The following is an 8,423-nucleotide window of genomic DNA, read 5'->3' as shown; positions in this document are numbered from 1 at the left end:
TGTACATCTTCTTGGAGGTCCGCGAGACTTCGTTGCGGACCTGGATCTTGTGGTTGCCCGAGCGGCGCTTGGCCAGCTGCCAGGTCACCACGCGCTGCAGGATGTCGCCGCGGATCTCTTCGATGCCGAAGATGGCGTCGGACAGTTCGATCGAACCGCCCTTCCCGCCGTCGAGCTTGATGACGTCGAGTTTCATTGTTCTTCGCCCTCGGCTTGGGTCGCTTCGGCGGCCGGCGCTTCTTCCGCCGCCGGAGCAGCGTCTTCAGCGGCGGCCGGAGCCGAGTGAGCCTTCTTGATGGCGCCCGGGAACGGGAGGTCCGCCGGAGCCTGCGACTTCACCGCGTCGCGGATCTTCACGAACGAGCCCTCGGCGCCGGGCACGGAGCCCTTCACCAGGATCAGGCCGCGCTCGGCATCGACGCGCCAGACGGTGACGTTGAGGGTGGTGACGGTTTCCTGGCCGAGATGGCCGGCCATCTTCTTGCCCGGGAAGGTACGGCCCGGATCCTGGCGGTTGCCGGTCGAACCGAGCGAGCGGTGCGACACGGACACGCCGTGGGTGGCGCGCAGACCGCCGAAGTTCCAGCGCTTCATACCGCCGGCGAAGCCCTTACCCACCGTGATGCCGGTGATGTCGATCTTCTGGCCCGGCACGTAGTGGTCGGCGGTGATTTCCGCGCCCACGTCGATGAGGCTGTCTTCCGAGACGCGGAATTCGGCCACTCTGGCCTTCGGCTCGACTTCGCCCTTGGCGAAGTGGCCGCGCAGCGCCTTCGTGGTGTTCTTCGGCTTCTTGGAGCCCGCGCCGAGCTGGAGGGCCACGTAGCCGTCCTTGTCCTTGGTGCGGTGGGCGACGACCTGGCAGCCTTCAAGGCTGAGGACCGTCACGGGCACGTGGGCGCCGGCTTCGTCGAAGAAGCGAGCCATACCCAGCTTTTTGGCGATCACGCCGGTTCGCATCGGACCGATCCCCTTAGAGCTTGATCTCGACGTCCACGCCGGCGGACAGGTCGAGCTTCATCAGCGCGTCCACGGTCTGCGGGGTGGGGTCGACGATGTCGAGCACGCGCTTGTGCGTGCGGATTTCGAACTGCTCGCGCGACTTCTTGTCGATGTGCGGCGAGCGGTTGACGGTGAATTTTTCGATCTGCGTCGGCAGGGGGATTGGCCCCCGGACGGTCGCGCCGGTGCGCTTGGCCGTATTGACGATCTCGCGCGTGGAATGGTCCAGCACGCGGTGATCGAAGGCCTTGAGCCGGATGCGGATGTTCTGACGATCCATATCGCTCTTCAGTTTCCCCTACAGACGGCGGGCGTCCGCGTGACTTTGACCATTTCAAAGACCAACTCGTGCGCCTCTTTGAGGAGACGCGCGTACGCGAAAGTCCGCAAAAACGAATGATGACCCACGCGAGCCTTCGCATGGGTCTTGCCCCGATCCCTTGATTTCTCTCGGTTTCAGGTCGTTCCGCGCACCGCGTCTGCGTTCCAAATCACTTCGGAGCGCACAGCCGGTCCAACAGGAGGCGCGTCTATACGTGCGCGACTCGGACTCGTCAAGGGCGACTGGGCGCGATCCGATAGGCGTTGAGCCGGCCCGGTTTCCAGTTCGGGACGAGCAGCACGTCGCCCAGTCGGATGAAGTCGTTGATGTAGGTTCCGGCCTGGCGGCTGTCGATCAGGGTGTCGATCGCGCCGCCGGGCGCAAACTCGAACAGCCGCCCCGGCCACTCGCTGACCAGGTAATGGCCGTTGTCGAGCCTGGCGACGCCATCCCCCTGCCCGATCCCGTCCGCCAGGACGGTGATCGCGTGGCTCTTCCAGTCCATCGCCAGCAGCTTACCGGCCATGGTGGTGATCACCAGGCGATCAGGCTCCGGCAGCAGGCCATTGATCGCGCGCAGCAGGGGTTCGGCCGCCCAGTCGACCATCACGCCGGCCTTCAGGGCGAAGATCTTTGCGCCCCCAGAATCGGCGACGAGCACGGTTCCGTCGGGGGCGACCGCGACGTCATTGAGGAACTTCGCATCGGGCGCCGGATAGCGGCCGACGATCCGTCCTGTCGGAATGTCGATTTCCACGAGCCGGGTGATGTCCGAGACATAGAGGCGGTCGCCGGCCACGACGCCTCCCTTGGGGCCGTCCATTCCGCCGACCCACTCCTTCTGCAGCAGCTTGCCGTCGCGGGAGACGCGGGAAATGAACCCGCGGCCGTCGACGGCGTCTCCCTCCCCCGCAACATTGGCCACGAATAGGGTCTTGCCGTCCGCGGAGACCGCGACGCTCTCCGGATCCTCAAAGCCCTCGAGGCTCCAGAGCGGCTCGAGTCGCACCGACGGCGCCGCGATCGCCGCGCCTGCCGTCAGCGTCGTCGCCAGAAGGATGATGGCCGCCCCGCGCACGGCCTAGCCGATCGTCACGCTGCCGGAGCCGATGATCGCCTTGGAGACCTGGCCGGTCACCTGCTTGACGCGCACGTCGCCCGAGCCGGCGATCCTCGCGCGCAGGTTCTGGGCGGTGCCGCCCATGCTCACGTCTCCGGAGCCGGCGATCGAGACGACGATGTCGGTGGCGCGGCCGCCGGCGATCTTCACGTCGCCCGAACCGGCCATCTTCACGTCCAGCGAGCCGGCGATCGAGGCGGTGTCGATGTCTCCCGAGCCGGCGACTTCCACGGTCATCGGACCGGCGACCGGGCCGGTGCGCACGTCGCCGGAGCCCGCGACGCGCAGGATCGCCTCGCCGGAGCTGCCGGTGTTGGTGTCACCGGAGCCGGCCTGATTGATCTTCATCTTCCCCGCCACGTTGGCGATGGTCCAGTCGCCACACCCGGCGTTGGACAGGTCCAGGCTGGCGGATTTGCCGACCGAGCCGAACACCGCCCCGCCGGCGCCGACCCTGACGTCCTTGGGCGTGCGGATCACGATCTGGGGCATGTCGTCATAGGCGACATCGCCGACGTTCGAGACCCGTACGCGGACCCGGCCGCCCTCGGCGTGGCAGCTCCGGATCCGGCGGCCGAGATTGCCGTCGACGATGGTGCGCTCGCCCTGGGTGCGGACGGTGATCGGCAGGCTGGGATTGGTGGTGAGCATCTCCACCTTGATGTCCGAACGCGCCTCGGGGATCACCACGACGCGGGCCACCGCATCCTTGACCTCGACCGAAGCGGCATGGGCGGCGCCGGCGGCCAGGGTCAGGCCCGTCGCGGCGACTGCAGTCAGAAGACGCATCCGTCTCCTCCTTGTTGAACAACCTTGGACCGGAAGCTAGCCGCGGCGCCCCGGCGAGACACTTTAATTCGAGGTCATGACACAGGTGTCATTTCCAGCCGGCCTCGAAGGCCTTCAGCAAATACTCGTGCCGCCATTGCTCCCGCGCCTTGTCGCTCAGGGCGACGAGATCCGCGCAAGCCCCCGGCTTCGGCGCGGCCGCCCCGATCTCGCCGGCGCAGGCCTTGGCCGGCTTTCTGTAGACGCCGGGATCATCCCAGAGCCCCACCCCGCTCAGGAACGAGAAGGCGATGGCGTTGCGGGCGGAGCGCTTCAGGTCGCCATAGGTCGCGCCGGTCTCCACCGCGCGGCCGTATTCGCGCGACAGGTCGATGCGCAGGATGCCCGCGTCGTCGGTCGATAGGCTGGCCGCCACGCCGCGTGCGCGAAGCCACGCATAGGGATGATCCTTCGGGGCGACCTCCAGGATCGCGGCGTTGGACGAGAGGTTCACCTCGACCAGCACGCCGTTGGCGGCCATTTCAGCAGCAAGGGCCTCGGCGCCATCCTCGCCGGCGATGTCCGTGCCATGGCCGATCCGCCGCGCGCCCGCGACCCGCACTGCGTCGGAGACGTGATAGGCGAGCTCGGCCGGCGTGGCGTACTTGGCGGTGATCTCGCCCGCATGCAGCGCCACGGGGATCTTGCGGCCATGCTCGGTCAGGAAGTCCACCATCCGCATGTGCAGGCGATAGTTGGCGATCGAGGCCGGGTTGTCTTCCGGCGCGACCAGTTGCACGCCCACCCACCGCTTGTCGGCGGCGATGAGGGCCACGGCGAACTGGATCTGGGCGAAGGTCTGTTCGGGCGGGATGATCCGGTTGGCGGAGAACAGGTAGCGGACCGTGACCTGGCAGCCTGGGGCGGCCCCCGGCGTCCCGCACTTCATCACCGCCCGAGTCCGCGCCTCCAGGGCGTCGGTCTCGGCGATCGCCGCGGGAACCAGGGCCTCCAGCCCTGCCGCGGTCAGCGCCGCCTTCTGGGCCGCGAAGTCGCCGCCCTTCCATCCGGCTTTCGCGCCAGCCACCCGCACCGCGACGCTCTGGGCCCCGATCATCGCCTCCAGATAGAAGGTGTTCTGCCGGGCCAGCCCGTTCAGCACCTCGGCCAGGGCGTCGCCGTCCCGCCTGGCGCCGGCGAGCCCGAACCTCTGGAAGGCGGTGAAGAACTGGTCGTGGCCGGATCGGTCGAGAAAGCCGGAATGGCGCACCGACAGGCTGTCCAGCATGGCCTGGCGCAGGGTCTCGTCCGCCGCCACGGCCGTCGCGGGCTTCAGCGTGTCGCCAGGCTGACAGGGCGGAGCGAACGCCAGGGCTTTGATGTCGACGCAAAGCCCGTCCTGGGCCGCCCAGTCCAGCCAGGTCTCGCCGAAGATCGCGCCCGAGACGTGGTTGTGAAGCTCGCCGCCCTTGGGCATGGCCTTGGCGAAGGCGACAAGTTCCGCCGGACTCATCCGCGTCAGGTCAGGCTCCGCCGCACGCGCGCCCAAGGCCAGAGACGTGAGGACCAGCCCCACCAAGCCGCCGACGAATCTCCAGCCCATGGTCCCCTCCCGTTGCGGCAGGCGGCCCGAGGCCCAGAGCGAAGTCAAGTTGGGGCTGAACCCGAAGTCTAGGCCCGCGCGGCCAAGGTCCGAAAGTTAAAGATCGGAGATTTGACAGCACGCCCGGCTGGGCCGCGACTGCTGGCGAGATCTGGGGACTTCGCCATGCGCCACGCCGCTCTCGCCATGCTTTTCGCCCTCGCGGCCTTGCCGGCCTTCGCCCAGCCCCCGGTCGAGCAGGTCCGCCCCGTCGCGCCCGGCGTATGGATGATCGCCTCGGCCTTCCCGCCTCACCGGCAACCGGATGGGACCACCATCATCTTCCGCGCGCCGAAGGGCCTGGTGGTGATGGATACCGGGCGCCATCCCTGGCGGCGGCGGACGATCCTCGATTTCGCCGAGGCCCAGCGCCGGCCGATCGTCGCCATCGTCAACAGCCATTGGCACCTGGACCATGTGAGCGGCGACCCGGCGCTCAAGGCCGCCTATCCGAAGGCGAGACTCTATGCCAGCGGCGCCATCGACGAGGCCCTGACCGGTTTCCTGGCCAAGAGCGCGGCCGATGCGGCGCCCTATCTCGCCCCCGGCAAGCTGCCGCCCGAGACCCAGGAAGATATTCGGGGCGACATCGCCACCACGGCCAATGGCGCGGCCCTGAAGCCCGACATCGTCATCGAGGGTTCCAGCCTGCGCGATCTCGGCGGCTTGAGTCTGCAAGTGAACCTCGCCCGCGACGCCGCCACGGCTGGCGATGTCTGGCTCTACGATCCGAAGACCCGGGTGGCCGCGGTGGGCGATCTGGTCACCCTCCCCGCCCCCTTTCTCGATACGGCCTGTCCGAAGGGGTGGGCCGCCGCGCTCGACCAGGTGGCCGCCACACCCTTCACGACCCTGATCCCCGGCCATGGCGCGCCGATGTCGCGGGCGCAGTTCGATCTCTACCGGACCGCCTTCAACGAGGTCGTCGCGTGCGCCGCCTCGTCCCGCGACAAGGCCGAATGCGCCGCTGCCTGGACCAAGGCCGTCACCCCGTTGCTCGGGGAGGATCCGGCCCTGGCCAAGCGGGCCCAAGGCATGACCGAATATTATGTCGCCGACGTCCTGCGTGCGCACGGCGGCAAGAGCGCCTACTGCACAACGGGCTGAAGACGCTTCGTCAGCTCCCGCCGCGCACGGCGCAGGGCTCGCCTCCAGATCGGCGGGGTCGGACCACGGGTCAGGACGATCGTGGCCTCCAGCATCATCCGGCGCTTGATTGTCGGCGGCACGGCCTGATCGAACTCGTCGAGGATGGCGAGCGCCCAATCGGGGACGGTCAAGGCCTCGGAACCGGTCGCGAGGCGAATCTGGACCTGGGTGACGGCGCGATAGAGATGCTGGCCATCGTTGTGGGCGACGAACTCGACGGAAGAAAAGCCCAGTCTGCGCGCTTCCGTCTCGATCCACTCGCGGGCGAACAGCCACTTGTCGTCCATGTAGGGGAAGTTCGGCCCCGTCGGATCCGGCTCGGTGCGGGCGGCGATGTCCGTGACCAGAGCCTTGAAGACTCCGGAGACGGCGGGATCGAGCGGCGCGTCGGGGTGTTGGGGCGCCTCCGCCAGAATCCGCTGATAGGCCAGGCGCACGAGGCTGTAGCCATCGAAAGGCTCGAAGAAGATCGCCTTGCCGCCGGGCCGAAGGGCGCGGGCCGCCGCCGCCAGACCGAGCTGGGGTTGCAGAAGGTGGTGCAGGATCGACGCGCCGGTCACGAGATCGAAGCGTCCGGGCCGCACATGGTCGCCCATCGCGTCCATCACCACGCAGGTCACCCGCTCGCGGGCCTGCAAATGGTCGAGGTTCTCGGCCAGAATGGCGAGAAGTTCGGGCGAAAGGTCGGTCGCGACGATCCTGGCGCCCCCGAACAGACGCAGGCACGGCACGACCGAATTGACGCCCGAGCCGCTGCCGAGGTCGAGCACGACGGGCGCAGGCTTGATCCGCGTCGAGGTGACGGCGAGCGCCGTCTCGAACAGGCGCTGGAAGTGATCGCTGGCCGAATACCGCGCGTGGTAGTCGCCCGCGTTGGCGCGGAACTGGTCGGAGATCGTCGCCTGCGAGGTGTCGTCCGCGATCCGCCAGATTGGCGCGCCGGAGGCTGTCCGCCCCGCCTCGGCGAGATCGGACCGGAATACAGCAGCCGCCCACGGCGGGAGGTTTGCGGCCTGCGGCATGGGCGCTCCGACGATTCCAGCCATCCTAGCGGACAACCAAAGGGAGCGTCACCGACGAAAAAGGCCGCCCAGGTTGCCCTGGGCGGCCGATCTCTTGTTGCTCAGCGCTCGGGAGAGCGCGTGGGCTTATTCGACGATCTTGGAGACGACGCCGGCGCCGACCGTACGGCCGCCTTCGCGGATCGCGAAGCGCAGGCCCTGGTCCATGGCGATCGGGGTGATCAGTTCCACGTCGAGCTCCGCATTGTCGCCCGGCATGATCATCTCCACGCCTTCCTTCAGCTTGATGATCCCGGTCACGTCGGTGGTCCGGAAGTAGAACTGAGGACGGTAGTTGGTGAAGAACGGCGTGTGGCGGCCGCCCTCTTCCTTCGTCAGGATGTAGGCCTCGGCCACGAACTTGGTGTGCGGCGTGATCGAGCCCGGCTTGCACAGCACCTGGCCGCGCTCGACGTCCTCACGCTTGGTGCCGCGCAGCAGCACGCCCACATTGTCGCCCGCCTGGCCCTGGTCCAGCAGCTTGCGGAACATCTCCACGCCGGTGCAGGTCGTCTTCTGCGACGGACGGATGCCGACGATCTCGACTTCCTCGCCCACCTTCACCACGCCCTTCTCGATCCGCCCGGTCACCACCGTGCCGCGGCCCGAGATCGAGAACACGTCTTCCACCGGCATCAGGAACGGAAGGTCGATCGGACGCTCCGGCTGCGGGATGTAGGCGTCCACCTGGGTCATCAGCTCCAGGATCGACTGCTCGCCGATCACCGGGTCGCCGCCGTCGATCGCAACCTTCGCCGAGCCCTTCACGATCGGAATGTCGTCGCCCGGGAACTCGTAGCTCGACAGCAGCTCGCGAACTTCCATCTCGACCAGGTCGAGCAGTTCGGCGTCGTCCACCAGGTCGACCTTGTTCATGTAGACCACCAGCGCCGGAACGCCCACCTGACGCGCCAGCAGGATGTGCTCGCGGGTCTGCGGCATCGGGCCGTCGGCCGCCGACACCACCAGGATCGCGCCGTCCATCTGCGCCGCGCCCGTGATCATGTTCTTCACGTAGTCGGCGTGACCAGGGCAGTCCACGTGCGCGTAGTGACGGTTCTGCGTCTCGTACTCCACGTGCGCCGTGTTGATCGTGATCCCACGCGCCTTCTCTTCCGGAGCCGCGTCGATCTCGTCGTACTTCTTCGCCGTCGCGCCGCCCGTCTTCGCCAGCGTCATCGTGATCGCCGCCGTCAACGTCGTCTTCCCATGGTCCACGTGACCAATCGTGCCGATGTTGCAGTGCGGCTTCGTGCGTTCAAACTTCTCTTTGGCCATTGGGTCCTGCCGGGGCGGTCTAAAGGGTTGGAGCGGGTAGCGGGAATCGAACCCGCATCCTCAGCTTGGAAGGCTGCTGCA

9 protein-coding genes are annotated in these 8,423 nt (G+C 67.7%); 1 reads left to right on the top strand and 8 read right to left on the bottom strand.

What is annotated here, in order from left to right; all coding sequences use genetic code 11:
* The 6 genes from rplD to Q0L11_RS08160 all read right to left on the bottom strand — a co-directional run.
* The coding region (gene rplD, locus Q0L11_RS08185) for a 50S ribosomal protein L4 (RefSeq protein WP_296596588.1) at positions 1-196 on the bottom strand (196 nt) is incomplete at its 3' end.
* Positions 193-960, bottom strand: coding sequence for a 50S ribosomal protein L3 (rplC, locus tag Q0L11_RS08180; protein WP_296596587.1), 768 nt, complete (start codon positions 958-960; stop codon positions 193-195). The genes rplC and rplD, both read right to left, overlap by 4 nt.
* A 13-nt stretch (positions 961-973) precedes the next feature.
* The gene (gene rpsJ, locus Q0L11_RS08175; protein ID WP_110449816.1) at positions 974-1,282 is read right to left on the bottom strand and encodes a 30S ribosomal protein S10; all 309 of its coding nucleotides are present in this window, start codon (positions 1,280-1,282) and stop codon (positions 974-976) included.
* A 274-nt stretch (positions 1,283-1,556) separates the two neighbouring features.
* Complete coding sequence (locus tag Q0L11_RS08170; RefSeq protein WP_296596576.1) at positions 1,557-2,402, bottom strand: hypothetical protein; 846 nt, start codon at positions 2,400-2,402, stop codon at positions 1,557-1,559.
* A 3-nt stretch (positions 2,403-2,405) separates the two neighbouring features.
* On the bottom strand, positions 2,406-3,233 hold the full coding sequence (locus Q0L11_RS08165) for a DUF2807 domain-containing protein (protein WP_296596575.1): 828 nt from the start codon (positions 3,231-3,233) through the stop codon (positions 2,406-2,408).
* Positions 3,234-3,321: 88 nt separating this feature from the next.
* The gene (locus tag Q0L11_RS08160; RefSeq protein ID WP_296596574.1) at positions 3,322-4,815 is read right to left on the bottom strand and encodes an adenosine deaminase; all 1,494 of its coding nucleotides are present in this window, start codon (positions 4,813-4,815) and stop codon (positions 3,322-3,324) included.
* A gap of 165 nt (positions 4,816-4,980) precedes the next feature.
* On the opposite strand from Q0L11_RS08160, the gene Q0L11_RS08155 reads away from it, so the two are divergent.
* Positions 4,981-5,961, top strand: a complete 981-nt coding sequence (locus Q0L11_RS08155; protein WP_296596572.1) for an MBL fold metallo-hydrolase — start codon at positions 4,981-4,983, stop codon at positions 5,959-5,961.
* On the opposite strand, the gene Q0L11_RS08150 is transcribed toward Q0L11_RS08155, so the two are convergent.
* Entirely contained in the window at positions 5,943-7,025 is a 1,083-nt protein-coding gene (locus tag Q0L11_RS08150; RefSeq protein ID WP_296596570.1) for a class I SAM-dependent methyltransferase, read from the bottom strand. The genes Q0L11_RS08155 and Q0L11_RS08150 overlap by 19 nt on opposite strands.
* A 126-nt stretch (positions 7,026-7,151) precedes the next feature.
* Entirely contained in the window at positions 7,152-8,342 is a 1,191-nt protein-coding gene (gene tuf / locus Q0L11_RS08145) for an elongation factor Tu (protein WP_296596569.1), read from the bottom strand.
* Positions 8,343-8,423: the final 81 nt, after the last annotated feature.

This window comes from Phenylobacterium sp., from assembly GCF_024508875.1.
GTDB lineage: Bacteria > Pseudomonadota > Alphaproteobacteria > Caulobacterales > Caulobacteraceae > Phenylobacterium.
Note: the sequence above shows the minus strand (reverse complement) of the source record. Positions and strands in the feature narration are given on the sequence as shown.

Excerpts from the sequence above, each read along its gene's own strand:
- Q0L11_RS08155 (WP_296596572.1), top strand. The coding sequence starts at position 4,981 with ATGCGCCACGCCGCTCTCGCCATGCTTTTCGCCCTCGCGGCCTTGCCG.
- Q0L11_RS08165 (WP_296596575.1), bottom strand. The coding sequence starts at position 3,233 with ATGCGTCTTCTGACTGCAGTCGCCGCGACGGGCCTGACCCTGGCCGCC.
- tuf (WP_296596569.1), bottom strand. The coding sequence starts at position 8,342 with ATGGCCAAAGAGAAGTTTGAACGCACGAAGCCGCACTGCAACATCGGC.
- Q0L11_RS08150 (WP_296596570.1), bottom strand. The coding sequence starts at position 7,025 with ATGCCGCAGGCCGCAAACCTCCCGCCGTGGGCGGCTGCTGTATTCCGG.
- rpsJ (WP_110449816.1), bottom strand. The coding sequence starts at position 1,282 with ATGGATCGTCAGAACATCCGCATCCGGCTCAAGGCCTTCGATCACCGC.
- rplC (WP_296596587.1), bottom strand. The coding sequence starts at position 960 with ATGCGAACCGGCGTGATCGCCAAAAAGCTGGGTATGGCTCGCTTCTTC.
- Q0L11_RS08160 (WP_296596574.1), bottom strand. The coding sequence starts at position 4,815 with ATGGGCTGGAGATTCGTCGGCGGCTTGGTGGGGCTGGTCCTCACGTCT.